A 26466-nucleotide genomic window follows, 5' to 3' on the forward strand; every position below is an offset into this window, starting at 1 on the left:
CTTCACGGCATGTCTAACTCGCCCGCTTCCCGTGTGCGTCACCGCGGGAGGGCGGCATGGACGGCTCAAACACCACGCTCGAGACAATCCTGGCGATGTATCAGGAAGAGCGTTTCTTCCTTATCGCCGTCTGCTCCACGTTGTTGAGCATCACCGCGTTCCTGGCGTTTGCCCTACCTTGGACGTGGGTGGCCTACAAGAACCCCGAGTCTCTGAAGAAGTACCGCGTACAGGGCAGGGATTTTCCTGTGCAGCGTTGGTTTATGCCCTCGCTGCAAAGGTTCGCCTTCAACAACCTGTTGTCCTTCATGAGTGTGCTGGTCTCGTGGCCGCTGCTCCGCATGTCGGGCATCCACTTTGGCGAGCTGCCGCCCTGGTACGTCATCGTCGGGCAGATTGCCTTCTTCATCGTCCTGGACGACTTCCTCTATTACTGGATGCATCGGACGCTGCACACGCGCTGGCTCTACAAACACATCCACTCGGTGCACCACCGCATCACCACGCCCTTCGCGCTCACCGGCAATTACATGCACGCGGTCGAGTTCATGCTGACCTCGGCGCTGGTGATGACGGGGCCCGCGCTGGTGGGGGCGCATGTGGTGACGCTGTGGGCGTGGATTGTGTTCCGGCAGCTCGAGGCGGCGGATGGGCACTCGGGCTACGACGTGCCGTGGAACCCGGCGCTGCTCGTCCCCTTCTACAAGGGGCCCGTCTACCACGACTTCCACCACCGGCGTTTCTTCGGCAACTACGCCGGCTTCTTCTCCTACCTGGACAAGCTCTTCGGCGGCACCTACTCCAAGGGCTACGAGGAGTACCGCCGGGCGCAGCCGCAACCGCAACCGTCGCCCCAGGCGGAGCCGCAGCCGCAGCCGCCCCAGCCGTAGTCACTACGGCCGCACCAGCTCCTCGAAGCGGCGCCACGAGACGTTGCGCCCGGTGAGCACCACCACCGTGGTCCCGAGCGAGCGAGGCAACAGCTTGCGCAGGGCGGCGAGTCCCGCCGCGGCCGAGGGCTCGAGGATGTACTTCGTGTCGGCCACGCACCAGCGCAGCGCCTCGCGCAGCTCGTCATCGGAGACGAGCACGAACTCATCCACGTGGCGCTGGAGGTAGGGCCAGGGGAGCAGCTCTCGCTCCACCTGGGCGCCGATGCCCTCTGCGATGGAGGGCCGCACGTCCTTCACGTCCACGGGCTGGCCCTCGCGGTGCCAGTGTGCGAGCACGGCGGAGGACTCGGGCTGGACGCCGATGAGGCGGATGCGCGGGTTCACGGCCTTGAAGACAACGCTCATGCCGGCGAGCAGCCCGCCGCCGCCCACGCCGACGAGGACGGTGTCCACGTGGGGGCAGTCTTCGAGGATTTCGAGCGCCACGGTGCCGCCGCCCTCCATCATGTGACGGTCGTTGTAGGCGGAGAGGAAGGTGTAGCCCTTCTCGGAGGCGACGCGGAGAGCGGCCTCACGGGCCTGGGGCACGCTGTCGAAGTACTCGAGGTGCGCACCGTACTCCTGAATCATGCGCAGCTTGTCGGGGTCCGCCGAGCGAGGCAGGTAGATATGGGCCTTCACGCCGAGCGTGGCGGCGGCGTAGGCGAGCCCGATGCCATGACCGCCAGCGGTAGGGGCGATGAACTCGGTGTCGGGCCGGGAGGCGCGCTCGGAGAGCACCTTGTGGAGCGAGCCGCGCGGCTTGAAGCTGCCGGTGACCTGGAGGTTCTCCAGCTTGAGCAGCACGGGGGCGCCCGCGAGCTTCGAGAGGGTGGAGTTGGGTTCGAGCGGGGTGTGGCGGATGAACGGCGAGATGCCGCGGCGAGCGGCGATGACGTGCGAGGGGAGGAGCTCCAACTCGGGGACGGGCGTGCTCATGGCACCTGTCTAATCCATCCGATGGACGTGTCACTCACAGGATGGGGAAAGAATTGGGGCTGCAATGGATTGCGCCCCGCGTCATGGGCCAGCCGCGAGAAGAAGGCGATTGAACTCCGAGTGCGAGCCGCCGAGCGGACGGATGCATTTGTAACGAACAGGTCACGCTTCCTCTTGCAGGGAGGTCACTCGCCGCCGGAGCATCCGCCGGCCATCGGAGCCAGCCTGGCGACAGCGGCCCCGAGAGCATTCCAAGACGAGGGGACAGGATGCGATTGGTTCATTCGAGGTGGGGGCGCCGCACGGGGCGCCTGGCGTGGGCGTCGTTGACGGCGCTCGCTCTTTCCGCGTGCAGTGGTGAGGATGGATCACCGGGAGCACCGGGTCCGCAGGGCCCGCCTGGCACGGGCAAGTCGCTCAGCTTCACGCCGGTCAATACCGCGCGTACGCAGGACGAGAAGCGGGCCGTCTACGCCAGCCCGAAGGCAAACGTGAACGGCCAGGAAGTCGCCATCCAGTACGAGACCGTGATGCGCTCGGGTCAGGCCATCGGGGAGCACATCTTCGGCCGGATGGTCCAGAAGGACGGCAAGCCGGTGAAGAACACGGACGGCTCGGACTTCATCTCCCCGTCCAACGACTTCTCGGCGCTCATCCCGGTGGGCAACAAGCTCTTCGAGCTCACCCAGTTCGAGACCACACCCGCGGCGATGTACCTCTCCGAGCTCCGCCAGGAGTCCAACGGCAAGCTCACGGTCCTCAATACCCGGCCCATCGACTTCTCGGGAGTGGAGGGCTACTGGACGCCCTGCGCTGGCAGCGTGTCCCCCTGGAACACGAACCTGAGCAGCGAGGAGTACCCGACGGATGCGCGCGTGTATGAGAACGCGACCTCGGTGAGTGCCCTCACCTCGGCGGAGCGCTCGATGCTGCGTTACTGGGGGTTGGATCCAACCACGGCCTCCATCGAGGAGGCGAAGGCCGTCTTCTCTCCGTACCGCTATGGCTACGTGATCGAGGTCGCGGTCGACGAGTCGGGCGCCACCACCGTCGCGAAGCACTACGCGGCGGGTCGGCGCGCGCTCGAGCTCGCGTATGTGATGCCGGATAAGAAGACGGTCTACCTGAGCGATGACGGCAGCAACGACGGCTTCTACATGTTCGTGGCGACGCGGCCGGGGGACCTGTCCGAGGGGCAGCTCTACGCGGCGCGGTGGTTCCAGACCACCGCTTCGGGCCTGCCCTCAGGGCGTGCGGACATCTACTGGCTGCCGCTGGGCCCCAGCGCAACGGACGCGGAGGTGAAGGCGCTGATCGACAGCGGCATCCAGTTCTCCCACATCTTCGAGACGGAGCCCCAGGCCGCCGATGGCACCTGTCCGAGCGCGGCCTCTGGGTTCCGCGCCATCAACACCGAGACCGGTCGCGAGTGCCTGAGGCTGATGCCCGGTCAGGAGCTGGCGGCCTCCCGCCTGGAGAGCCGTCGGTATGCGGCCTACGTCGGGGCCACCACCGAGTTCCGGAAGACGGAGGGCATCACGTTCAACCCCACCGCCCACCGGCTCTACGTGTCCTTCAGCGAGTTGAACCATGGGATGGTCAGCGATCCGGAGAACAAGGATCGCGGCGGGCCCAATCACATCCAGGTCGCCCGCAACGACTGTGGCGCGGTCTACGAGATGGTCGTCTCGCCCAACGTGACCATCGGGAGTGACTACGTCGTCGAGTCCGCCGCGCCGCTCATCGAGGGCATCTGGCTGAAGGCGCCTGGCGCCAGCCTCTACCCGAACAACAGCCCCTACTACGATCCCACCTTCACGCTCCCGGACAGCTTCGGTGTCGCCCAACCGGCGACCGTGAACGTGTGCAGCGTGAATGGCATCGCCAATCCCGACAACCTGTCCTTCATCAACGGGTATGACACGCTGCTCATCGGCGAGGACACCGTCGACGGCCACCAGAACGACATGGTGTGGGCCTACAACGTCGTCACGCGTGAGCTGACCCGCATCTTCTCCGCGCCCTACGGCTCGGAGACGACGGGCGTCTACTTCTATCCGAACATCAACGGCTACGCGTACATCAAGGCGCAGGTGCAGCATCCCTACGCCGAGTCCGACACGGACAAGGTGGGGAAGGATAGGAACGTGACGCAGTCGTATACCGGGTACATCGGCCCGTTCCCGGCGATGGACTGAGCACGCGCATCCGTATCACAGACAGTCGTGGGGCATTTCCGGGAGGAGACTCCTGGGAATGCCCCGCGGCGTTCATCGTGGGAGCAGGACATGAGCCGCCGAAGGGCGACAGGGATTGTGCTGGTGACTGGGTTGCTCGGGGTGGGAGCGGCCGTGGTGTGGCGTTCGGGTGATTCGCGTGCTCCCACGCCCGCGCCTGGGCCGACCCCGGTCGTCCAGGTACAGGAGGCGCTCGCGGCCACCCTGCCGGCGAATGCACGCGTGCCGCCCCGGCTCTCCAATCCGGCGGCCTACCTGCCGGCGCAGTGCTACGCGGCCACCCAGGATGAACCCGGAGGCCGCACGCACAATGGCTGCTTCGCGTGTCACCAGACGCCCCGCGCGCCCAACTTCGTCGACGACGCCGAGGTGCAGACGGTCCTCTCGGTGGCGCGTTCCGCCGAGGAGAATCGCTGGACGAACGTGCTCCAGCCGCTGCCACCCGTCGAGCTGCCAGAGGCCGAGCTGTTGGCCTGGGTGCGGTCGAGCAACTACGTGGATGAGCGCGGTGGGCTCCGGCTGGCCGCGGCGCTGGCGCATCCGCCCGCGGCCTGGGATGTGAACGGGAATGGCCAGTGGGAGGGGTACACTCCGGACTGCTGGTTCCAGCCAGACACCGAGGGCTTCGATCATTCACCCGACGGGCGCATGACGGGCTGGCGCGCGTTTGCCTATGCCCCGTTCCCAGGCATGTTCTGGCCCACCAACGGGAGCGCGGGAGACGTGTTCATCCGGCTTCCCGACGCGTTCCGTAGGGACCGGGAGGGGCGCGAGAGCACGGCCGTATATCGCATCAACCTCGCCATCCTGGAGGCCTTCATCCGCCGGGTGGACGTGCCGCTGCCGCCCACGGACGAGCGTGAGCTCGGCTCCGACCTCGACGGAGATGGCGTGCTCGGAACGGCGACGCGCGTGGCCTTTGTGTGGCCGCCGAAGCCCGAGCGTCCCTTCGGCTACGTGGGACAGGCGTCCGCGCTGGACCGGACGCGGGAGGGCTGGCCCGCCGCCGGCCTCTACCCGCGAGGCACCGAGTTCCTCCACAGCCTGCGCTACCTTGATGTGGACGGGGAGCAGGTGCGCATGGCCGCTCGGATGAAGGAGCTGCGCTACATGCGGAAGACGCGCTGGCTGACGTACAGCGATCTCCAATTGGCGGCCGAGGCGGAAGTCCGGGAGAAGATGAAGCACCCCGACAAGCTGAAGACGGTGCTCGCGGACGCGGAGCGCGGGGTGGGCACGGGCTCTGGTTGGTTGATGCAAGGCTTCATCGAGGACGCGAGTGGGGAGCTGCGTCCCCAGAACGTCGAGGAGACGACTGCCTGTATTGGCTGCCATGGCGGCGTGGGCGCGACCACGGACAGCACCTTCAGCTTCGCGCGCAAGCTCGACGCGGGCTCGGCCCTCCATGCTGGCTGGTACCATTGGGGACAGGGGGGCCTGAAGGGCATCCCGGAGCCGAGGCGCGCCGATGGGCAGGGCGAATACGCTCACTGGCTCGAGCAGGTGGGAGGAGGAGACGACTACAGGAGCAACGACGAGGTCCAGGCGCGCTTCTTCCGGAGCGATGGGACGCTCAAGCCTGATGCGGTGAAGGCGCTGACGAAGGACATCTCCGTCCTGCTCGTTCCGTCTCCACGCCGGGCGCTCCTGTTGAACCGAGCCACCCTGGCGCTGGTGAAGGCCCAACGGTTCGAGCGCGGGCGGGACGTGCTCGTCGGGGCTCCTCCGAAGGTGAAGGCCCGGCTGGAGCAGGATGGAGCGACGGGAATCGACGAGGCCGTTCTCCCGGGTTGGGTGGGACCGACGAAGTCCGCTTCACGCTGAGAACCTCGCCCTTCGAGGCGAGTTCGTGCTCCGTTCGTGACACCTGGACGTGCGCTCCCGGCGCTCTGCCCTGGAGTGCCGGGCCATCATCCAATGGCTCGCGATTGTGGGGGACGCGCTCACTCCTCTCCGGGTAGCGCCAGGGCAACGTTTGGGAATGCTTTGCCCAGCGTGGCACCCCTTTGCTGGCCTTTCAGGGGATTCCACTCCGGCTTGGTGGTTGCAATGCACTGAGCCGGGGGGATTCATGAAGCAAACCCATACGTTCATTGCTTCCGCCAGACGCAATCAGGTCGATCTGACGAGGCAGAGGAACCAGGTCGACCTGGAGCGGGTGGTGTTGCGCGCGCGCATCGGCACTGAGCCGCGCTGGACGTCCTGGGTGGCGAAGGGCGTGAAGGCCCTCTCGTACGCCCTGGGCCTCCACCTGGCCTCCAGGCCTGTGGGAGAGGACCCTGCGGCCATCCTCTTCTATCACAAGGTCCAGCGGCGGCCGGTGGGCGTCTGGGGCGAGCCGGTGCTCGATGTGCGGGAGTTCGAGCGGCATGTCTCCTTTCTGGCGCGCGAGTATCAGCCGGTGCTCCTGTCCGAGCTCGTCGCGGGGCTCTCCGGGCGGGCGGGGTTGCCTCCGAGGGCTGTGGCACTGACCTTCGATGATGGCTATCGCAACAACCTGTACCTCGTCGCGCCCGTCCTCGCGCGCTACGGCGTCCCCGCGACGTTCTTCATTACCACCGGGCTGGTCGGCACTGACAGGTGGATGTGGGCGTATGAGCTAGAGGAGCTCTTCTCCCGGCACCCGCCTGACCAGGTGTGCCGGGCGTGTGGGGACCCGGCGATCGCACGCCTCGGCGCGCTCGGCTTGAGCCCGCGAGTCCTGATGATGGCGTGCGTCGAGTACCTCAAGGAGTTGCCGCACGAGATGATGCTCGACATCGTGGAGCGGCTGCGAGCGGCGTTCCCCCTCCCGGTGAATGACGAGAACCGGTTCCTCTCCTGGGACGAGGTGCGGGAGCTGTCACGTCAGGGCTTTGAGATCGGCGCCCACACGCACAGCCATCCCATCCTCACGCGGCTTCCGCTCAAGGAGGTGGAGCGGGAGCTTCGAAGCTGCCGCGACACGCTGGAGGAGCAGCTCGGTGTGCGGCCGACGCTCTTCTCCTATCCCAACGGGGCCACGAACGCTGAGGTGACGGCGCTCGCGAGCCGTTACTTCGAGGCGGCCGTCACCACCCGAGCGGGATTCTGCTCACCCGCGAGCGGGCTCCTCGAGCTTCCGCGCATTGGGGCGCCCGTACCCGTCTCGGAGCTGGCCTTCGAGCTGAGTCGCGGCCCGCGCTCATGCCATGAGGGGCAGAGGGAGGTGAGTGGATGGATGCGCTAATGGCTATTCCGTCGGTGCCGGACCTGGGTCCGGCGCAGTGGGTGCCGCGTACAGACAGCAGGGTCCTCTTTCCCTTCAATAGGACGGGGCTCGAGCTGACCTACCTGGGGCGCAATGCGGTCTGGCGAGCGGCCAGGCTGCTGGGGCTCGAGGGGTGGGAGGTCATTGTCCCGGCGTACCACCATGGCGTGGAGCTCTCCGCCCTGCTCCACGCGGGAGCACGGCTCCGGTTCGCGCGTGTGGATGCGTCAGGGCGGATGGATCCAGACGATGTGCGCTCGCGCGTGGGGCCTCGCACGCGAGCCATCTATGTCATTCATTACGCCGGTTTTCCCCAGCCCATGGAGGAACTGGCGGAGGTTGCGCGCCGGTGTGGCGCCTTCCTGATCGAGGACTGTGCGCTGTCGCTCTTCTCCCGTGAGGCGGATCGGCCGCTGGGGAGCCGGGGCGACGCCGCCATCTTCTGCTTCTACAAGACGCTCCCTGTGCCTCATGGCGGTGGCCTGCTCATGCGGGAGTTCCATGCGGCCGAGCTCACAGCGCTCGCACCGCCTCCACTCTTGCCGACGCTCTCGCACCTGACCGGCTCGATGCTGATGGCGGCCGAGCGGCGCTCCCGAGGCGCGGGCAGGTTGCTGCGCGAGGTTGCAAAGTCTTTCACCCGGCCTGTTCGGGACAGGGCTCGGCTCGAGGACATTCCGGTGGGGACCCAAGCCTTCGATCCGGAGGTGGTCCACCTTGGGATGAGCGCTGTGGCTGAAAGGGTGCTCAGGAATGTGGACGCGGATGAGGTGGTGCGCCGCCGCCGCGCCAACTGGCTCCTCCTCCACGAGCGGATTGGCAGACCCGAACGAGCGACCTGGTCCTCTCTGCCGCCGGGGGTATGCCCGCTCTTCTATGCGCTGGAGGTAGACGACAAGGATCGCGCCCTGCGCCTGTTCTGGTCGCGCGGCATCCAGGCGGTCGACTTCTGGAGGTCCGGCCATCCTGCGGCCACGTGTGAGCACTTCCCGGAGGTGACGGCACTCCGCCAGCGGGTGGTGGAGCTTCCCTGTCATCAGGGGCTCGGCCCCGAGGACATCGAGCACGTTGCGCAGGTGGCACGGGAGGTCCTGGAGACATGAGGGTGGATGTCATTCGGGAGCCGCGGGACTTCCTGGCGCTGCGCGGTGAGTGGCAGCACTTGTGTGAGGCCAGTCGAGCTCGCGTCTTCAACACCTGGGAGTGGCTCTTCGGCTGGTACCAGCACCTTGGGAGACACCGGCAGCTCTTCATCCTCACGGTGAGGGACGAGGCGGGGGTGCTCGCCGGAGTGCTGCCGCTGTCCCTCGAGGAGCAGAGATGGGGAGGTGGTCGCCTGCGGTGGCTCCGATTCCTGGGGGATGAGGGCGTGGGGAGCGACTACCTGGATGCTGTGCTCCGGCCCGGGGACGAGGCCTCCGTCATGGAGGCCCTGGCCGAGGCGCTCGCGAGGACCTGGCGCGAGTGGGACGTCCTGGAGCTGTCCGACATGGATTCGCTGTCCCCCCTGGTGACGCTCCTGGGCGCGCACTGCCGAGCGCGTGGGTGGAACCTTGAGAGCACCGGGCGGAACCGTTGTCCGTACGAGACGTTCGAGGTCGGCGAGCGCTTCGACACCTTGTTGGCGCGAGTGGCGCGGGCCGACAACTACTTGCGCCGCCGCAAGTGGCTTGAGCGCCAGCGGGGCTTCGCCATCACGAAGGCGGAGGGACGCGAGGAGCTCGCGCGCGCGCTGCCAGAGTTCTTCCGGTTGCATGCTTTGAGGTGGGGAGGGCGCAGCGCGCTCGAGGCGCCGAGCATTCAGAGTTTCCACCAGACCGTGGTGCCACTCCTGTCGGAGGCGGGAAAGGCTCGCATCTATCTGCTGTCCGTGGAGGGCAGGGCGGTGGCATCGGTCTACGCGCTGCTGCACGGACGCACCTTCAGCTACTACAACGCGGGATATGACCCCGAGTGGAAGGCGCGGAGCGTGGGGCTCGTCCTGGTGGGCGAGACGTTCCGGGATGCGCTGGCCGAGGGCTTCTCCGAGTACAACTTTCTGCGAGGCGTCGAGGCGTACAAGTCAGACTGGACGCGAGGGCTCCGGACGACGGTGCGGCTGCGCATCACGCGTCCGGCGAGTCTCGGGGCCTGGGTGGTGCGAGCTCAGGCGCTGGAGCGGACGGGCCGACAGGTGCTCCGGGACGCACTTCCCGAGGAGCTGCTCACGCACGTTCGACGGTGGAGGGCCATGGGTCGTCCAGAACAGGGACGGTGTTGACGATTCACCCCTCATGCTAGAGACAGCCCATGCGAAGCGGATTGCGTCTGATCGGCATGTGGGTGTTGCTCATTGTTCTATTCGTCGCCTTCTATAGCTTCTTCCGGCAACCCGGCCAGCCGTTACCGGACCTGTCGGGCTGGATCATCCCGTTTCTCGTGGTGGTGTTCGCCGTGATCGTCGGAACCATCGTGGGCAAGCGAAACCAGAAGGGATGGCAATTGAATGCGGAAGGCAACACCCTCCTGTCGCGAGGGCGCATCGCCGCCGCTCTCGAGAAGTTCGAAACCGCGCGCCCCTTGCTCAAGAATGAGGGGCAGGGCGTCATCCCCTTCAACGTGGGCGTGTGTCATCTTGATTTGTGGCACCTGGATGCGGCCGAGCGTGACTTCACCACCGCCCAGGGAATCAAGGAGTTGCCCGCCCAGGTCCGCACGCTCATTCCCGTGCGGCTCGCCCTGATCTCCGCGCTCAAGGGCGCAGTGGGGGCCGCGGAAGGACGGCTCGCGGAAGCCAGGGCGGTGGATGCTGAAGACCCCCTCATTGTGCTTGCCAACGGTGTCATCGCCTGTCGGCGCGAGGACTGGGCCCAGGCGCGTGCGCTGCTGGAAGGGCCCGCGACCCACGTCCTCGGCGGCCCCATGCGCGGCTTGAGAGACGCGCTCCTCGCGTGGAGTGTGGAGCGACTCACGGGCGAGCGCCGTTACATCGACCCTGTCACCGTGTTTGGCGAGGCCTCGACCGATAAGCTGCGAGAGGCATGGCCCGCGCTGGTGCAGTTCCTCCTAGAGCGATCGCGGCAGGCCGCCTGAGCCGGGTGGATACGGAACCCTTCACCATCGAGGCGCTGATGTTCGAGACCGCTCCCCGAATCATTGGTCCGTATATCCATGAGAGGGTCGTCTGCCGTTCCTATGACGCGCGAGTCGTGGAGGTGGCTCGGCGCGTGGGCGAGGCGGTTCGCGAGCACTTGCCCGACGTCACGGTGGAGCACGTGGGGAGCACTTCGGTGCCAGGTTGCGAGGGCAAGGGTGTGGTGGACCTGATGATTCCAGTCGAGCCCGGGCAGCTGGAGCCGGTGAAGGCGCTGTTGGATGCGCTCGGCTTTCAGAGGCAGGTGCCGCCAGCTGGTCACGAGCCTTGGCCCGAGTCGAGGCCCATGCGTGAGGGCAGCCTGGAGCACGAGGGGACTCGCTTCAACCTGCACGTGCACGTCATCCCAGCGGACTCGCCGGAAGTGGAAACGCAGCGCCGTTTCCGAGATCGACTGTGCGCGGACCCGGTGTTGCGAGAGGCCTATGTGGCGCTCAAGCGGGACATCCTCTCGCGGGGAATCATGAACAGCGGTGACTACTCGCTCGCGAAGGACTCCTTCATCCGAGGCGTGCTGGACAGCTTTAGATAGGATGGACCCATGCGCATCGAACATGTCGCCATCTGGACGCGGGACATTGAGAGGCTCCGCTCGTTCTACGAGACGTACTTCCAGGCCAGCACGGGGCCTCGGTACGTCAACGAGCGGAAGCAGTTCACTTCCTACTTCCTGAGCTTCGCCTCGGGCGCGCGCCTGGAAATCATGGCGAAGCCCCTCCTGGTGGAGGCGAGCGGTGCTGACACGACGCCCACGGGCTACGCGCACCTGGCCCTCTCGACGGGCTCGCGCGAGGCGGTGGACGCCATGGCTGAGCGCTTCCGGCGCGATGGCCTCCCCGTGGTGGATGGTCCCCGGCAGACGGGTGACGGCTACTACGAGTGCGTCGTGCTCGACCCCGATGGCAACCGCATCGAAATCACCGTCTGACCCGCACCCACTCGGGTCCTACGGCTGCCCCAGGGACTTCACGAGCGCGAGGTACTTGGGGTCGTAGCCCTCGAAGAGCTCCTCGCCACCGCCCTCGTAGGCCCGGAGGAGCTCCTCCTCGGCCCGCTCTCGGTTGCCGAGCTCCAGCTCGCACTGCCCCAGCCTCAGGTGGAGGATGGGCGGGCCCAGTCCCCCGAGGCTGCGCACCGCGCCCTGCAGTGCGTGCTTCCCCTCTGTGAACCTCCCCATCAGGTAGCACGTGTCCCCGATGGCGCACAGAATCCGAATCGCCGCGTCGTGCTCCTCCACGGGCTTTGGAATGAGCGCGAGGGCTTCGCGGAACTTCAGCAGCGCGGCTGCGAGCTCCCTCCGCTCCGCGAGCTCCTCCCCCATGGCACACAGCTCGGCGATCCTCTCGTGGCGAGCGTCATCCATAGGAGTTGGGTTCTAAACCACTCACGTGGTGTGCAGGTAGTCGCCTCGGGCAGGCGCGGGTGCGCCCAGGGGCGTTCAGGGGTCTACATCTCCCACGCCGCGTTGTGGGAGAGCTCACGTCCGTGTTGGACCCGGGTGCGATTGTTGCGAGTCGTCCCTTCGTCTTGACTGACTCGCTGGCCCGGCGTCCCCGCGGCGGGGAGCGGCTCCCGGAGGTGGTTTCGATGAACCGTCATCTCGTGCTCGTCCCGGGCTTCGGTGGGTTCAATGCCCTCGGTACCCTGCGCTACTACGAGGGGGTCACCCACGCGCTGGAGCAGACGCCGCTCGTCCTTCACTACTTCCCCAACCTGCCCACCGCCAGCGTGCGCACCCGCGCCGAGCAGCTTCTCGCCTTCCTCGACGAGCGCTGGCATCGCAAGGAGTTCCGTCCGGGCGACGAGCTCCACCTCGTGGGTCACTCCACGGGAGGGCTCGACCTGCGCCAGCTCCTGCTCCTCTACCGCGAGCTGGAGCGCTCCCCGAGCTCACACGATAAGGACTCGACGTTGAAGGTGCTCGGTCATATCCGCTCGGTGCAGTTCCTCTCCACGCCCCATCGTGGCACCAACCTCGTCCGCCGGCTGAACCAGCCGCTGGTGCGCGCCCTGCTCATCCGTCCCCTTCTGCGCGCCTGCTACGAGAGCGCGCGTGGGTTGCGCGAGCGCGGCACGGCCGCGAGCGGCTGGCTGTTGCGCCACGTCCTCTTCCGGGGCAAGCGTCAGGAGTCGGCCAACTGGATTGACGCCCTCCTCGACACGCTGGAGGGCAGCTACTGCGACGAGGGGGCGTACCCGAGCGCGCTCGCCCGCGCCGCGTACTTCGAGCTGCTGAGTTGGTTGCTCCACATGGCCAGTGACTCCTCGGCCCTCAGCGACCTCAACCCCGAGCGTCTGGGTGACGCGCCTCCCAGCCCCGCGCACGCGGACGACCCGGAAGGCGAGCGGCGCTTCCTCGTGGAGCATGGCATTCGCCATGCCTCCATCGTCACGGTGGCGCGGCCTCGCTCGGGGCGGTGGTTTGATCTCTTCAACCGGCTGCATGCCTTCACGGCCGAGTCCCCCGTGGCGCGGCTGGGCCCGGCGCAGGCCGTGCAGAAGCTACTGGAGCCCCGAGCCGCCCGGATGCTCACCCCGGCCGACAATGACGGGCTCGTGAACACCGTCTCCCAGGTGTGGCCCGACGCGGCCTCGAGCTACCTCGTGGATGCGGACCACGCGGACGTCATTGGCCACTTCCAGGCCGACACCTCCACGGACCCCTACGGCCCCTTCAAGCGCTATGACTTGCTCAACTCCTCTTCGGGCTTCGACGCGCTGGCCTTCGCCGAGCTGTGGACGCGCGTCGCCTCTTTCGCGGAGGGGCGGGCCTACCTGGAGCCGGGGTCCTCTGCGCACCCTCGGACCAGCGTCCTGCGGTGAACAGCCGGGTGTCCGAGCGGGACTGCCAAACGTTGAGCACCCAGCACTGCCTTGCCCCGCGGCGCGCTCCTGGACTGGGGGCTTTTGGACCGCGTTCCTAATTTTATCGTGTGACTGTCATGGGAGCGTGGAGCATGCAGGGGCTCGGGGAGACTCGGGAGCCGGGCGTCGGGCGTCCGTCCGCGACGCAGCGTCGGTTGGTGTTCGAGCACACAGTCGAAGGGCTCTTCCGCTTCTCGTTGAGCAGCCGGCTGTCAGCGCAAGCCTGGCAGGCGCTGCGCGGGGCGGGCATTGACCTGTCCAAACCCCTGCTGCCCGCCTACTCAGACGAGGCGTGGAAGCGAGGCCTGGAGGTTGCCGTGGCGGACCTCTACCCGCTGCTGCCGCGTGAGGAGGCGTGGCGCCAGCTGGGGCACGAGGTGGTGAATGGCATGACGCACACGTTGATGGGGCGCGCCATGGTGGGCGTGGCCCGGCTGCTGGGGCCGCTGCGCATGCTGCGTCGGCTGAACAACACCCTGCGCAGCGCGGACAACTACGTGGAAGCGCGCATCACCGAGCTGTCTCCCACCGCGTGCGAGGTAGGGCTGAACGAGGTGCTGGAGCAGCCCTCCTACTACCAGGGCTTCCTCGAGGCGTGCGTGCTCCTGGCGGGCGGCCAGCGGGTGCGCACGCAGGTGGTGTCGCGCGAGGGACGCGGTGCCCTGCTTCACGTGGAGTGGGAGGAATAGCGCTCAGGATGTGAGGCGAAGTCTACCCACGTGGGTAGCAGGAGACTCGGCGAGCGGATACTTCCAGTCTCGCGGTCGCTTGTTCCACTCCTGCGGGGCTCGCCGGGTTTCGGGCATACTCGGGCGGTAGTGGCCGGGAGAGCGCCCGTTTCATGTCGAGCATGTCCACCAGGGTCGCTGGAGCGCAGGGAGCCGGAGGGCTGGAGCCGTCAGGGCAGAGCGTCGCACGCGAGGGCGTGGCGGCTCGGCTGCTGGCGCGTCTGGACGTATGGCTCTCCAGGCGGTTACGTCGCGCGTCGGCCGATGAGCTGGGTCGCTGCCGGATGTTGGTCGCCGCCCATGGCCTGTTGCTGCTGTGCGATGTGTTGTTCCTCTTCCAGGTGACGCGGCTGCCGTTTCCCCTCCTGTGGGGGGCGATGGGCCTCTTGTGCGGGGCAGGCAGCGTGACGTCGCTGCTGCTGCTGCGCCGCAGTGGCTCCTCTCGGATTCCGGCGTTGCTGCTGTGTGCGATGCTGACGGGCGGCTTCGTGGGGGCAACGCTGCTCCTGGGGGGAGTGGGCGTAGGGACGCACGCGGGCGGCATGCTGCTTCCCATGCTGTGCGTCTACCTGTTGGGGGCTCGCCGGGCCTTCTTCTTCGTCGCCTTCAGCGGTTTGAGCGTGGGGCTGGTGTTGCCCCTGGTGTCCTCGGCGGGTCCCGGCCAGTGGGAGAGCTGCCTGCTGGCCGCGCTCTTCCTCTTGGGCGGCTGGGGGATGAGCTGGCTGCTCACCGCGGTGAGGGAGCATGCGAACACGGCGCTCGAGCGGGCGCTGCGGGCGCTGCGCGACCATGAGCGCAAGCTGACGAGCCTGCTGGAGAACACGGAGGATGTTGTGTGCTCCGTGGATACAGAGGGGCGGCTGATCGCAGCCAACCCGGCGCTCGGGGAAATGTACCGGGAGCTGATCGGCGTGGAGCTGGAGCCTGGGGCGCACCTCTTCCCGGAGTACGCCCCGGAGTCCCTGCGCCGGCGCTGGCAGGAGTGCACGGCGCAGGTGCTCTCTGGCAAGCGCGTGCGCTTCGAGGCCTCTCCCTCGCGGCTCAAACGACCGCGGGTGCTAGATATCTCTGTGAACCCCGTGCTTGACGTGGCGGGTCGTGTGGTAGGGATGACCGTGTTTGGCCGGGACATCACAGATCGCAAGGAGGCCGAGGCCCGGCTCGGAGAGATGCACCGCAGCCTACTCGACGTGTCGCGCCAGGCGGGAATGGCGGAGATCGCCACTGGCGTGCTGCACAATGTAGGGAACGCGCTCAACAGCGTGAACGTGTCCGTCAACCTTCTGTCCGAGCGGCTGCACCAGTCGCGGCTGGCGGGCCTGTCGAAGGCCACGGAGCTCATGGCCGAGCACACGGCGGACCTGGGGCACTTCTTCACGGTGGATAGGCGGGGCAAGCAGTTGCCCGTCTACCTGAAGGCGCTCACCACGCAGCTCACCGCGGAGCGGGCGGAGTTGCTGGACGAGGTGCACACGTTGCAGAAGAGCGTGGAGCACATCAAGAGCGTGGTGAGCATGCAGCAGGAGCACGCGCGCTTCTCGGGAGTGGTGGAGCGGCTGGAGGTGACGGCGCTGTTGGACGACGCGCTGCGCCTGCACGCTGTGTCCTTCGAGCGCTTGGGCATCGAGGTGAAGCGCGAGTACTCCGAGGTTCCTCTGGTGCGGGTGGATCGGCACAAGCTGCTTCAAATTCTGCTCAACCTGCTGAGCAACGCGCGCCACGCGTTGCTGGAGTGCGGGCGGGCGGACAAGCTCCTCACCATCCGGGTGGGACGTGTTGCCGCCGAGCGGTTGCGTATTTCCGTGGCGGATAATGGGGTGGGCATTTCACCGGAGGATGCTCCGCGCCTGTTCACCCAAGGCTTCACCACGAAGAAGGACGGACATGGGTTCGGCCTTCACATCAGCGCCCTGGCGGCGGCGGAGATGGATGCGTTCCTCTCCTGCTCCAGCGAAGGCCGTGGCCAGGGTGCTACTTTTACGATTGATCTGCCCATCTCGGGCGAGGAGAACAGGGCATGAGCGCCCAGACCGCAGTCAACCGCCGGATCCTCGTGGTGGATGACAACCAGGCCATCCACCAGGACTTCCGCAAGATTCTGTGCGCGCCGCCGGCCAGCACCGCGCTGGACGCCATGGAAGCCGCGCTCTTCGGAGGGGCGGCGACGACGCCCGTGGACACGGGCTTCGAGCTGGACTCGGCCTACCAGGGCGAGGAGGGGATTGCCCGGGTGAAGGAGGCGGTGGCGCAGGGGCGGCCGTACGCGCTGGCCTTCGTGGACATCCGCATGCCGCCGGGCATTGACGGCGTGGAGACGGCGCAGCGGCTGTGGAAGGAGGACGAGGACCTGCAGGTGGTGCTCTGCTCGGCCTACTCCGACTACTCGTGGGAGGAGATGACGCAGCGGCTGGGCATCAGCCAGCGCCTGCTGATTCTGCGCAAGCCCTTCGACAACATCGAGGTGCGGCAACTGGCGCATGCGCTCACGGAGAAGTGGGAGCTGCTGCGGCAGAGCCACAAGCGCATGGAGGACCTGTCGCGCGAGGTGGAGGAGTGGACGCGCGAGCTGTCGGTCGCCAACGAGCGGCTCCGCAAGGAGATGGAGGACCGGGCGAAGCTGGAGGTGCGCCTGGTGCAGGCTCAGCGGCTGGAGGCGCTCGGGCGGCTGTCCGCGGGGTTGGCGCATGAAATCAACAACCCGCTGAGCGTCATCATGGCGAGCGTGGGCTTCATCCGCTCGGAGCTGGACGACCATGCCAAGGGGGGCCGGCCCGTGGATCCGAGCGAGCTGAGCGAGGTGTGCTCGGACGCGCTGATTGGGGCCGAGCGGATTCTGCGCATCGTCAATGACTTCCGGCTCTTCTCGCGGCTGGACGGGCAGCCGCAGACGCGGGTGGACCTGCGCGAGGTGTTGGACCACGCGCTGTCCGGGGCCAGCTACAACCTGGGGCCCAAGGCGCAGGTGGTGCGTGACTACCAGGACGTGCCGCCGGTGCACGGCAGCGAGCAGGGCTTGGAGCAGGTGTTCCTGGGCCTGCTGAACAACGCCGGGTACGCGGTGCAGGGCATTGCCGAGCCGCGCGTGAGCGTGACCGCGCGCCAGCGCGATGACGGCTGGGTGGTGGTGGAGGTGAAGGACAACGGGGTGGGTATTGCCAAGGAGCACCTGGGCCGCATCTTTGACCCCTTCTTCACCACCAAACCTCCAGGGACAGGCACGGGCCTGGGCCTGTCCATCTGCTATGGCATCATCTCCGGGCTCGGCGGCTCCATCGAGGTGGACAGCGTGCCGGGCGAGGGCTCTACCTTCCGGGTGAAGCTGCCGAAGGGGCCCGAGGTCGCTGCCTCGGCGTCAGGTCCGTAGGATGCCCGTTGCCATCCGACCGGCTCGGCCCGAGGACGCACCTGCGTTGGGACGCATGGGCGCGGCGCTCGTGCGCCTGCACCATGGGTATGACCGCAAGCGCTTCATGACGCCGGAGGAGGACCTGGAGTCCGGCTACCGCTGGTGGCTGACACGGGAGCTGAAGCGTCAGGGCGCGGTGGTGTTGGTGGCCGAGCGGGATGGCGCGGTGGTGGGCTACGTCTATGCCACCGTGGAGGGGCGGGATTGGAACGCGCTGCGCGACGAGCATGCCGAGCTTCATGATCTCTGGGTGGATGAGTCGGCGCGCGGAACGGGTGTGGGCGCGCTGCTCGCCGAGGAGTTGCTGCGGCGGCTGCGGGCCCAGGGTGTTCCGCGCGTGATGTTGATGACGGCCTCGAAGAACGAGGCGGCCCAGCGGCTCTTTGCCCGGCTCGGCTGGCGCGTCACCATGGTGGAGATGACGCGCGAGCTGGAGGACTCCGAAAAGGAGTAGCTCGGACGTTCCATGATGCGCAGCGGGTGAGGAACACGGAGCTGAATACCCTCACCCCCCGCCCTCTCCCAGAGGGAGAGGGAGCTCGTGCCGGTTAGTGGACGCTCTCGGCCCCTGGCCTGGTGAGCGGGAGACACGCTGCCCTGGAGTCGCAGACGCGTGTCTGTGCTCGTTTCGTACCTTGCTTCCTCCCGGGCTCCCCTGGCCTGTTGAGGAGGCTCTCCTTGTCTCAACCCCTGTACCGCCGGACTGTCTTGAAGTGCATCGTCGCCGTGGCGGCCAGCACCGCCTTCGGCTGCCGCGATGAGGAGGTGGAGGACGGGCAGGTGTACTTCCCCCAATCCGTGGCCTCTGGCGAACCGCGTCCGAACAGCGTGGTGTTGTGGACGCGCGCGGTGAATTCCTCCCGCCCAGAGGCGGACGTCGAGCTCTCCCTCCAGGTCGCCCGGGATGAGAACTTCGAGCAGCGTGTGCTGGTGTTGGACGGACTGCGTGCCACGTCTGAGCATGACCATACGCTCAAAGTGAAGGTGACGAACCTCGAGCCGCGGACGCGCTACTACTATCGCTTCGTCTTCGAGAAGCACGGCAAACAGTTGAGCTCGCGGACGGGCCGCACCCGCACGGCCCCCGCTCCGGACGCGGAGGCTCCCGTTCGCTTCGTGGTCGCCAACTGCCAGGACTTCCGCGGGCGCTACTACAATACCTGGCAGCGCTTGCTGCAGCTCGATGAGGACCTCGACTTCGTCCTGTTTGTTGGCGACTACGTCTACGAGGCTGACTCCTCGCTCGTCCCCTCGGAGGACCCCGCGCGCAACGTGAGCTTCACCGACCCGGGCTCTGCCCTGCGGCGGGACCTGGGTGGTGGGCGCACGGAGCTCGTCGCTCAATCCGTATCCAACTACCGCGACCTCTATCGCACCTACCGCTCCGACCCCTTCCTCCAGCAGGTGCACGAGCGCTATCCGTTCATCATCGTCTGGGATGACCACGAGTTCTCCGACGACTGCTGGGACGCGCACGCCACGTACACCCAAGGCCGCACCGATGAGTTCCAGCCCGAGCGGCGGCGCAACGCAGAGCTGGCCTTCTTCGAGTACCAGCCCCTCGACACCACCGACGCGCCTCCGGGCGCCATCGAGGCGGACCGCGAGCCTCGCTACCCGGACACACGCATCTGGCGCGACTTCGTCTTTGGGCTCCACCTGCGGCTGTTTGTCACCGATTACCGCACCCACCGGCCGGACCATCTCATCCCCGAGGACGCCTATCCCGCCACGGTGGCGATGGACGCGGCGGTACTGGCCTCGCTGGGTCTCTCCTCGGCCTTCGCGGCGGAGACCTTCGCGTATGTGAACATCGACGAGTTCCCTTCGCAGCAGGCCGTTCTCCAGGGGGCGTACGTCCAGCTCGCGGTGGCGGCGGGGATGGATGCCGTGGTGGCGGCGGCGAGGGCCGCGGCGGTTGTGCAAGGCAACCTCGCGTTGGCCTACGTCAACCCCGTGTTGGCGGCAGCGGCGCAGCCGGGAGCCGAGCCGCTCCCTCCGGCGGACAAGCCGCGTGGGCTCGCCTTTGTGCACATGGGGAAGTCGGAGTTGTTCTCTCGCGTGGGCTCACGCTACGTCGTCATCAAGGACACCTTCGACGTGTACGCGGCCTGGCGCTACGCCACCACTGGGCGCGAAGCCGAGGACGCGCTGGGCGAGGCCCAGGAGGCGGCGCTGCTGGACTCGGCGGGACAATCCCAGACGTGGAAGGTGGTGGCGAGCTCGGTGTCCCCCACGTCGATGATTTGGGACCTGCGCGACAAAGCGGACGTTGAGCCGCCCTCGGTGCGCAACCGCTACTACTACAGTGTGGACCAGTGGGACGGTTTCCCCGACAAGCGGCGCGACCTGCTCACCGCGCTGCGCGATCTCTCCGGAGGCCGTGCCCTCTTCGTCGCGGGAGACATTCACGCCTCCTTCGCGTCGGTAGAGCAGGGCGTGCCCGCCCTCACCGCGCCCGCCATCTCCTCGACGGCCGTCCAGGAGGAGGCCGGGAACGAGGTGACGGCGGCGGGCTTCCCTCCCGGTACCGCCGTCTACCGTTACGTCGTCACCGAGATGGAGGCCACCTTCCGCGAGGCCAACCCCGGCATCGTCTTCGTGGACACGGAGGGCCACGGCTTCACGGTGGTGGAGGTGGGCCCCGAGCAGCTCCACGCCTCCTACCACCGCATTTCCAGCATTCACGTCCGGGAGAACTACGCGGACCGGCCCGAGGCGCTCGCGGGGCTCTTCTCCCGTAGCGACTTCCGGGTCCGGTCCGGTTCCATTGACGTGGCCTGAGTCGCGCTCAGGCCACCGCCAGGCTCGGTTGCTCCTGCTTCACCTCGGGCTCAGGCTCCTGCGCTGTCGCCTTCACCGACTTCACTGCCTTTGTCACCACGTAGATGTAGAGGCAGTCGAACAGGAAGATGGAGAGGCACAGGAAGGTGAGGAAGTTCAGCCCGCCCAGCCAGTCCTGCGTCATGCCAATCACGTAGTGGCACTCGATGGAGGTGCCCAGCGTGCCCAGCATCTTGCACCACGCCGCGGGCACCGACAGCCCGCGTCCGCCCTGATGCTGGCGGGCGAAGGCGAAGAAGAGGAAGGTCACGCTCATGACGAGGTTCACCATGAACGCGCCCATCAGCCCCAGCATGTCGTGGTACTGGACGTAGAAGGCATACAGGCCGGACGTCGACAGCATCAACGTGCCGACGACCACCGCGTAGAAGCTGTTTCGAATCTCCGGAATCGTCTGCAGCTCCCGGCCGTAGCGCAGCAACTGGTAGACGATGACCAGGTCCACGAAGAACCACACCCGGTCAAAGAAGTGCCAGAGCGGCACCGGATTGGGGATGACCCACGAGGCCAGTGTCTCCCAGGCCATGTTCATGCAGATGGCCACCAGCGGCAGGCCATAAGACTTGTCCTTGAAGCACTGCCGGATGATGAGGACGTAGGCCACAATCCAGAAGACGCAGCCAATCTCACCAATGACGTTGAACCACGCGAGCGGGTCGAATGGGCCGCCGCGAACCTGATCGAAAGTGAAGGTCGGGTGCATGGTCAGGCCACCTTCTGGCTGGAGTCGTTCTGCTCGGAGGTCTTCTGCTGGGCGGCCATGAACATGACCGTGGCCTCGGTCTCGCTCCTACGCCGGGCATTCGCGGCGCGGGTGCCCGCCTTGATGCGCCACCGGTCCTGCAGGTGCTCCGGAATGTAGAAGGGCGTGCGCTGGCCTCCGCGCTCCACCAGCAGCATCCCTTCGACGATGTCCTTGCTGATGAAGCGCAGCAGCTTCGCCGCGATGAAGGTGTTGTCACCCACCCAGTCCGTGAGCTCGCTCACGTATTTGACGGCCTGGGGAATGATGGCCGTCCAGTCCGGCTTGGGCACCTGCAGCATGTCCGCCACGTTCAGCCCCTGCCACTGGTCCTGGTCCAGGAAGAAGTGGATCATGCTCGCCGGCAGCCCATCCAGGAGGTCCGGCGTGAGTGCCTGCATGCCCTCGATGAGCGCGGCCGTCATGGCCACGCCCTCCTGCGAGTACGCCACCTGCCGCTGGCGGATGAGCCGGGTGAGCTGCCGCGCCTCGTCCACGTTGGCTGGAATCAGCCGCTCATCCACGCCGATGATGCGTCCCACGGCCGCCCACGCGTAGAGCCACGCCTCCTGCTGCTCCGAGGTGAGCTCGATGTGCAGGGCCTTCATCCCCTCGAGCACCACGAAGGCGAAGGTCATCAGCGTGCCGGCCATGTCCTCCTGGTTGATGGGCTCGCCCAGCTCCTGCGCGTCCCAGGGGTGGCGCGTGTCGTGGCGAATCATGTAGCGGATGGCCGCGTGCATCAGCCGCACCTTCTGCGTGGTGCACACGCCCCGTCCGTCGGGCTCCAGGCCGCCCTCGGTCATCACGTCCACCACCATCTGGGCCGTCTCGAAGACGCGCCGCACGGGACGCTTCTGCAGGAAGCCGGTGCGGTAGAGCACCTGGACGCCCTTGCGCGCTGCGTACGCCGCCGGCAGCGAGTAGAAGCCGAGGATCATCATCACCTCGGGTCCGAAGAGATCGAAGAGCTCCTGCCCCTGGCGCAGCTTCTCCGGATCCAGCTTCGGCACGGAGGCCCGCGTGCTCGCGAGGTAATCCATTACGTAGGGCGGCAGCTTGCTGGATGGCAGGTCATCGTTCTCGACGAGGGTCCTCATCAGCCGGTTGACCGCGTCCACCTTTCCTTCAGTGAACAGTCTTTCGATCACGGCATCGGCGAGTGGATCCATCCTCGTCCGCATCTCGTCCATGAAGTCATGGGTCCAGAGACTCGACGGCATGTGGTGCGCTCCCGCGGGACGATGTGAAACGTTCCCCCCTCCCGCTGACCTCGAATTGTAGTCGGCGGGTCCCACGATGCTGTGAAGCGATTCACAGGGAGTGAGGATTTAGGACAGCGCCTCGATGATTTGCAGCGCGCCCGTGGCTCCCAGGCGCTCGAAGATGAGGAGGGCCCGGCTCTGATGGATGGCGCGGGTGCCGCCGGGGGCGCGGGCGGTGCGGGCCAGCTCGTAGTGGGCGAGCCCCTCGTCGGTGGGCATGCGGTAGGTGCGCGCGTGCTCGATGGCGCGCAGCCACAGGGCTTGGGCGCGCTCGGTGCGGCCCTCCAGCCAGGCCTGGGTCCCCGCCAGGCGCGCGGCGCGGCTGAGCGCGGTGGGGTAGAGCCGGCTCGCCTTGCGCAGCGCTCGGAGGGACTCGGTGGCCAGGGCCTGGGACTCGGCCTCCAGCGGCTCTCCCGTGCCTCGCTTCTCCTCCCAGAGCTCCAGGCACGCCTGGACCAGCGCCGTCAGCGACGTGAGGTCGGACCACACCACCAGGGGGCGCTTGCTCAGCATGCGCAGGGCCTCGCGCGCGTGGACGACCACTCGGCCGTGCTCGCCCGTGCGCCGGGCCACGAGTGCCGCGTTGCAGTGGTAGCGCACCACGGCGAGTGGGTCTGCCCACGGCAGCAGGAACTCCGCCTCGCGCAGCCGCTCCACCGCCTCGTCCTGCCGCGCGAGCAGCAGCAGCGTGGGCGCCATCTCCGTGAGGGCCCACATCATGTTGACGGCGTTGGAGGCCTCGTTCGCTACCCGCAGCATGGACTCGCGCACGTACTGCGCGGCGCCCGGCTCGCGCGCCATCTCCAGCCCCATGCCCAGCACCTCCAGGCCCATGCACAGGGTGGCGCGATCATTGCTGCGGCCAGCCGTGGCGACGCCCGTCTCCACCTGATCCAACCCCTCCTCCCAGCGCCCGAAGGTCAGCTGGTAGGCGCCATGGACGATGTCCGTGATGGGCGGACGGGTGGCTTGTTTGATGCTGGCCCGGCGGAAGTACCGGTCCGCCAGCCCATGCATCCGGCCCAGGCCCGCCATGTACGCCACCGCGTTGTAGGCGAGCGCCGCCGGTGCGTAGTCGCGCGCCGCCTCCGCGTTGTTGACGGCGACGAAGTTGGACGTCATGTGCTCGAGCATCCGGTCCGCGAAGAAGCTCTGCTCGGAGAGTGTGCTGAAGACGCTCGCGGCGATCACGAGCCGCTCCCGCTCCTCCGGCGTGCGCGGCTCCGGCAGCCAGCGCCCCAGCGTCATGTGCGAGGCATGCCGCACCAGCTCCCACGCCAGCCGGCCACTCCAGCCCCACGACGTGGAGGGGCGCGACAGTCCCAGCAGCCGCAAGGCGTTGTCACAGTGGTTCCGGCTGTGCTCCGTCTCCCCGAGGATGTAGTACGCGTTGCCGAGCCGCGCGTTCCAGCGGGCGCTGCGCAACGCGTCCACCGGCTCGGTGCCATTCGTGGACAGCTCCAGGGCTCGTTTGAGCAGGGCGATGGTCTCGGCATGTGCCCCGCGCGAGAAGGCGGCCTCCGCGGCCTGCTCCAGGTGCTCCAGTGCGCGCCCGGGCTCCTCCGCCAGCCGCCAGTGGTGCGCCAGCAGGGGCTGAAGGGGCTCGCCTCGCTCCTCCTGTTCGCGCTCGTGGAGGAGCGCCACCGCTCGGTGCAGCTCCCGGCGCTGCGAGAAGGCCATCAGGTGGTACGCCGCCTCCTGCACGAGCACGTGCTTGAAGGCATACACCGCGCCGCTTATGGCGTCCTCCTCACGCTGCACCAGGCCCAGCTGCTCCAGCGCGGCGAGCTGCTCGGGCAGCGTGGCCTTGTCTTGCTCCACGGGGTGCACGGCCCGCAGCAGCTCGAAGGAGAAGGAGCGGCCGAGCACGCTGGCCACCTTCAAGGTGAGCTGCTGCTGCGGTGTGAGGCGGTCGATGCGGCTGGTGAGCAGGCCCTGGATGGTGCCGGGCAGGTCCAACCCCATCTTCTCCACCGAGCGCGCCACCACCCGGCACTCGTCGCGCTCGATGAGGAGGTAGCCCGCATCGCGCAGGGCACACGCGAGCTCCTCGCTGAAGAAGGGGTGGCCTTCGGCGCGATTGCGGATGAAGGTGCCCACCTGGGCGGGCAGGTGGCGCACGCCCAGCCGTTGGCGCACCAGCGTCAGCACCTCCTCATGGGGCATCCGCTCGAGGGGCAGGTGCAGCGTGCCGGGCGCGTCGCGCAGGGAGCGGTACTCGGGCGGGACGCTCTCACCCAGGGGACGCAGGGCGAGCACCAGCAGCAGCCGCTTCACCCGCCGCTGTACCGCCAGCGCCAGCTCCCAAGAAGAGGAGTCCAGCCAGTGCGCGTCCTCGAGCACCACCACCCGTGGACGCTCCGCGGTGCACTCGTCGAGCAGTTGCACCAGCAGCTCGCGCGTGTTGGCGCCGCGCAGGCTGGCGGGCATGCTCCGCACCACCTCGTTTTCCGGCACCTCCACCGGCAGCACCCCGTTGAGGAGGGGCGCCCAGGCGTCGCGCTCGGGTCGGGCCCGCAGTCGCTCCAGCAGGAGCGCGGTGCGAGCGGCCTCGTCCGCCAACCCGTCCAGGCCTAGCAGGCGTGCGAGCACGGAGCGCCACGCGCGGTAGGCCGAGGCGTGCTCCATCGACGTGGCCGCTCCCAGCAACGTGGAGAGCCCCGCAGCTCGGGCTTGCTCCAGTACCTCGCTTATCAGCACGGACTTGCCGATGCCGGCCTCGCCCTCGAGCAGCACGGTGGCGCCCACGCTCCGCTCCGCCAGCGTCCGCACCCCCAAGGCCAGCTTGGTGCGCTCCTCCTGGCGTCCCACGACTCGCGTGTTCCGCGTGGCCGTCTCCGCACGCTGGGCGCTCTCCTCGGGGCGGAACACCGGCACGGGGTGCGTGATCCCCTTCATCCGCAGTGGCGCGAGCGTCTCGAAGCGCAGCCGCGAGGAGGCCAGGCGCAGGGTGGTGGCGTCGCAGAGCACGTCGTCCGCCGCCGCCTGCATCAGCCGCGCGGCCAGGTTGACCGTGTGGCCCACCATCACGTACTCGCGCCGCTTGGCACCGCCCGTGGTGCCGCAGAAGACGCGCCCGGTGGCCAGGCCCATGCTGTAGCGCACCCCCTGCTCCCTCAACGTCACCCGCAGGTCGAGCGCCGTCTGCACCGCGCGCGCCGCGTCGTCCTCGTGCGAATGCGGCGGCAGCCCGAAGGCCGCCACCACCACCACGCCCTTGTCGTCCACCACCACCTGGTTGGCGCTGCCCTCGTAGCGGAACAGCACCGACTGGAGGGTGCGCAGCGCGCGCTGCAACTCCTCGGGCTTCTGGCCCGCGGCGAACTCCCGTGCGCCCAGGTTGATGAACAGCACCGTGACGGTGCGGAACTCGGACAGCCACTGGCCGTGCCCGGCCTCCAGCCGGTGTGCCACCACCAGCGGCAGGTAGGCGCGCAGTGCCGGCTCCAGCTCTGGCCCTGGCTCCAGCGGGCGCACCTCCGGCAGCGGCACGGGCTCCATCCCCATCAGCTTCCAGCCCGCCGTCCCTCGAGGCTCCGCCTGGGCTCCCTCCAACAAGAGCCAGGCTCGCGGGCCGAGGATGATCTCCCCCGGTTGTGCCGCCTGTTCCGCCTGCGTCATCTCCAGCAGCGGCTCACCCGAGGCGAGGAACTCCCAGCGTCCCTTCTCGCCGCCTACGTCGGAGAGCCGCACCGTCCCCGCACCGATGCCTACCTTCAGCCGCAGCCGGACTCCGTCCACCGGCTCGCTTCCGTCGATGAGGGTCTGCGCCACCTGGGCACCCCGGGCCGCCAGACGCACCGCGCGTGGTAGCCCTCCCGCCGGGTCCGCCGGCCACAGCGCCACCAGCGCGTCCCCGGCGAAGCGCAGCACGTCACCGCCGTGGACGGCCAGGGTGTCGATGAGCCGCGAGAAGCACGCGTCCAGAATGCCGCGCAGACGCTCGGCGCCGGATGGGCCGCTCTGCTCCATCGCCTCGGCCAGGGCGGTGAAACCCGTCAGGTCCGCGAAGAGGACTGCGCCCTGCTGCTCGCGCCAGGCCCCTTCTCGCGGGCGCGCATCATCCTCCAGGAGGGCACGCACCAGCGAGCCGGGCAGGAACGCCGACAGTGCGTGCAGCCTCGAAGGGGAAATCATGCCGGGCCC

20 protein-coding genes are annotated in these 26466 nt (G+C 67.8%); 15 read left to right on the forward strand and 5 right to left on the reverse strand.

Going from position 1 to position 26466, the window contains the following annotated elements:
- Window positions 1–56 precede the first annotated feature (56 nt).
- The gene (locus F0U60_RS01490) at window positions 57–890 is read left to right on the forward strand and encodes a sterol desaturase family protein (RefSeq protein ID WP_395813134.1); all 834 of its coding nucleotides are present in this window, start codon (window positions 57–59) and stop codon (window positions 888–890) included.
- A gap of 3 nt (window positions 891–893) precedes the next feature.
- Here F0U60_RS01490 and F0U60_RS01495 read toward each other — a convergent pair whose 3' ends face one another.
- Entirely contained in the window at window positions 894–1871 is a 978-nt protein-coding gene (locus F0U60_RS01495; protein ID WP_395813136.1) for a threonine/serine dehydratase, read from the reverse strand.
- A 269-nt stretch (window positions 1872–2140) separates the two neighbouring features.
- On the opposite strand from F0U60_RS01495, the gene F0U60_RS01500 reads away from it, so the two are divergent.
- From F0U60_RS01500 to F0U60_RS01535, 8 genes are all read left to right on the forward strand, one after another.
- The gene (locus F0U60_RS01500) at window positions 2141–4069 is read left to right on the forward strand and encodes an alkaline phosphatase PhoX (protein ID WP_395813138.1); all 1929 of its coding nucleotides are present in this window, start codon (window positions 2141–2143) and stop codon (window positions 4067–4069) included.
- Between the two features lie 90 nt (window positions 4070–4159).
- Window positions 4160–5932: a hypothetical protein gene (locus F0U60_RS01505; RefSeq protein WP_395813140.1), complete on the forward strand. Its 1773-nt coding sequence runs from the start codon at window positions 4160–4162 to the stop codon at window positions 5930–5932.
- A gap of 247 nt (window positions 5933–6179) precedes the next feature.
- Window positions 6180–7316 carry a polysaccharide deacetylase family protein gene (locus F0U60_RS01510; RefSeq protein WP_395813142.1) on the forward strand — a complete coding sequence of 379 codons (1137 nt, stop codon included), beginning with the start codon at window positions 6180–6182 and terminating at the stop codon, window positions 7314–7316.
- On the forward strand, window positions 7316–8440 hold the full coding sequence (locus tag F0U60_RS01515) for an aminotransferase class V-fold PLP-dependent enzyme (protein ID WP_395813144.1): 1125 nt from the start codon (window positions 7316–7318) through the stop codon (window positions 8438–8440). The genes F0U60_RS01510 and F0U60_RS01515 overlap by 1 nt, the downstream gene beginning before the upstream one ends.
- Before the next feature lie 2 nt (window positions 8441–8442).
- Window positions 8443–9597 (forward strand): GNAT family N-acetyltransferase, encoded by a 1155-nt coding sequence (locus F0U60_RS01520; RefSeq protein WP_395813146.1) that lies wholly within the window; start codon window positions 8443–8445, stop codon window positions 9595–9597.
- A gap of 29 nt (window positions 9598–9626) precedes the next feature.
- Window positions 9627–10409 carry a hypothetical protein gene (locus tag F0U60_RS01525; protein WP_395813148.1) on the forward strand — a complete coding sequence of 261 codons (783 nt, stop codon included), beginning with the start codon at window positions 9627–9629 and terminating at the stop codon, window positions 10407–10409.
- Between the two features lie 5 nt (window positions 10410–10414).
- On the forward strand, window positions 10415–11002 hold the full coding sequence (locus F0U60_RS01530) for a GrpB family protein (RefSeq protein WP_395813150.1): 588 nt from the start codon (window positions 10415–10417) through the stop codon (window positions 11000–11002).
- 9 nt (window positions 11003–11011) lie between these two features.
- The gene (locus F0U60_RS01535; RefSeq protein ID WP_395813152.1) at window positions 11012–11398 is read left to right on the forward strand and encodes a VOC family protein; all 387 of its coding nucleotides are present in this window, start codon (window positions 11012–11014) and stop codon (window positions 11396–11398) included.
- Between the two features lie 18 nt (window positions 11399–11416).
- On the opposite strand, the gene F0U60_RS01540 is transcribed toward F0U60_RS01535, so the two are convergent.
- The gene (locus F0U60_RS01540; RefSeq protein WP_395813154.1) at window positions 11417–11833 is read right to left on the reverse strand and encodes a hypothetical protein; all 417 of its coding nucleotides are present in this window, start codon (window positions 11831–11833) and stop codon (window positions 11417–11419) included.
- A gap of 224 nt (window positions 11834–12057) precedes the next feature.
- Between F0U60_RS01540 and F0U60_RS01545 the strand changes: the two genes are divergently transcribed.
- From F0U60_RS01545 to F0U60_RS01570, 6 genes are all read left to right on the forward strand, one after another.
- A complete protein-coding gene (locus tag F0U60_RS01545; RefSeq protein WP_395813156.1) occupies window positions 12058–13293 on the forward strand; it encodes an esterase/lipase family protein in 1236 nt (411 codons plus the stop codon).
- A 134-nt stretch (window positions 13294–13427) separates the two neighbouring features.
- The gene (locus F0U60_RS01550) at window positions 13428–14024 is read left to right on the forward strand and encodes a DUF2378 family protein (RefSeq protein ID WP_395813158.1); all 597 of its coding nucleotides are present in this window, start codon (window positions 13428–13430) and stop codon (window positions 14022–14024) included.
- Window positions 14025–14176: 152 nt separating this feature from the next.
- Window positions 14177–16084 carry an ATP-binding protein gene (locus F0U60_RS01555; protein ID WP_395813160.1) on the forward strand — a complete coding sequence of 636 codons (1908 nt, stop codon included), beginning with the start codon at window positions 14177–14179 and terminating at the stop codon, window positions 16082–16084.
- Entirely contained in the window at window positions 16081–17427 is a 1347-nt protein-coding gene (locus tag F0U60_RS01560) for an ATP-binding protein (protein ID WP_395813162.1), read from the forward strand. Before F0U60_RS01555 ends, F0U60_RS01560 begins: the two co-directional genes overlap by 4 nt.
- 1 nt (window position 17428) lies before the next feature.
- Complete coding sequence (locus tag F0U60_RS01565) at window positions 17429–17923, forward strand: GNAT family N-acetyltransferase (protein WP_395813164.1); 495 nt, start codon at window positions 17429–17431, stop codon at window positions 17921–17923.
- A gap of 224 nt (window positions 17924–18147) precedes the next feature.
- Window positions 18148–20253, forward strand: coding sequence for an alkaline phosphatase D family protein (locus F0U60_RS01570; RefSeq protein WP_395813166.1), 2106 nt, complete (start codon window positions 18148–18150; stop codon window positions 20251–20253).
- A gap of 7 nt (window positions 20254–20260) precedes the next feature.
- Here F0U60_RS01570 and F0U60_RS01575 read toward each other — a convergent pair whose 3' ends face one another.
- The 3 genes from F0U60_RS01575 to F0U60_RS01585 all read right to left on the reverse strand — a co-directional run bounded on the left by F0U60_RS01575 (window position 20261) and on the right by F0U60_RS01585 (window position 26457).
- Window positions 20261–21016 (reverse strand): hypothetical protein, encoded by a 756-nt coding sequence (locus tag F0U60_RS01575; RefSeq protein WP_395813168.1) that lies wholly within the window; start codon window positions 21014–21016, stop codon window positions 20261–20263.
- A 2-nt stretch (window positions 21017–21018) separates the two neighbouring features.
- On the reverse strand, window positions 21019–22278 hold the full coding sequence (locus F0U60_RS01580) for an oxygenase MpaB family protein (RefSeq protein ID WP_395813170.1): 1260 nt from the start codon (window positions 22276–22278) through the stop codon (window positions 21019–21021).
- 108 nt (window positions 22279–22386) lie between these two features.
- Window positions 22387–26457, reverse strand: a complete 4071-nt coding sequence (locus F0U60_RS01585) for an AAA family ATPase (protein WP_395813172.1) — start codon at window positions 26455–26457, stop codon at window positions 22387–22389.
- Between the last annotated feature and the right edge of the window lie 9 nt (window positions 26458–26466).

The sequence above is a fragment of the Archangium minus genome, assembly GCF_044360475.1.
Lineage (GTDB): Bacteria > Myxococcota > Myxococcia > Myxococcales > Myxococcaceae > Archangium > Archangium minus.